2 protein-coding genes are annotated in these 780 nt (G+C 32.1%); both read left to right on the forward strand.

Features of this window, described 5'->3' with window-relative positions; translation table 11 throughout:
• Nucleotides 1–300 (forward strand): helix-turn-helix domain-containing protein (locus NEH74_RS13745; protein ID WP_411040630.1); only part of this gene is annotated, 300 nt, incomplete at its 5' end.
• A 7-nt stretch (nucleotides 301–307) separates the two neighbouring features.
• A partial coding sequence (locus tag NEH74_RS13175; RefSeq protein WP_411040631.1) for an IS630 family transposase occupies nucleotides 308–780 on the forward strand: 473 nt, incomplete at its 3' end.

A 780-nucleotide genomic window follows, 5' to 3' on the forward strand; every position in this document is an offset into this window, starting at 1 on the left:
TGTCCGAAGAAACTTTCACCTTCACAGGAAGCTTCGTTAATTGAAACAATAGTTGAGAAAACACCTTCAGGTGTTGGGCTTGAACCTTATATGACTTGGAATTGTAAGCTTCTATGTCTTTGGGTAAAAAGAGAATTTGGCATCTCATTTACTAAAGGAGGAATGCGTGACATGTTGTTACGCTTAGGTTTTAGCTACTCACGTCCGACTTACTCATTAGCTAGAGCCAGTCAAGAAAAACAAGAGAGATTTAAACAGGAATTCGAACAATTAAAAAATTTTGATTCGTGGAGAGATTGATCATTTATTGTTTCAAGACGAAAGTTCCATTAGAGATTATCAATCATTAGTCAATAATTGGTTTCCCAAAGGAAAACAACGGATTATTCCTACTTACGGGAATAATAAAAGTATCAAATTAATAGGAATCCTTAACTATGAGACAGGTCATGTTTATGTTCAAGAAGAAGAACGTTACACAGCTGAGATTTTTCTTAAATTCTTAAACAATGTTTTAAAGGAATATCCAACTGGAAAGATTGTTTTGATTTTAGATAATGCAAGAATTCATCACGCTAAAGTCATACAACCTTTTTTAAACGAACACAAAAATAGATTAAGGTTAGTCTTTTTACCACCTTATAGTCCTGAATTAAACTTAATTGAAGGATTATGGAAATGGTTAAAACAATCTGTGATTCATAATGTCTTTTATAAAAATATAAATGAGATTAGAAACGCTGTTCAAGGATTTATTCAACATATCAATGAAAGACCTTC

Origin of the sequence: Turicibacter sp. GALT-G1 (genome assembly GCF_025594995.1) — a bacterium.
Classification (GTDB): domain Bacteria; phylum Bacillota_I; class Bacilli_A; order MOL361; family Turicibacteraceae; genus Turicibacter; species Turicibacter bilis.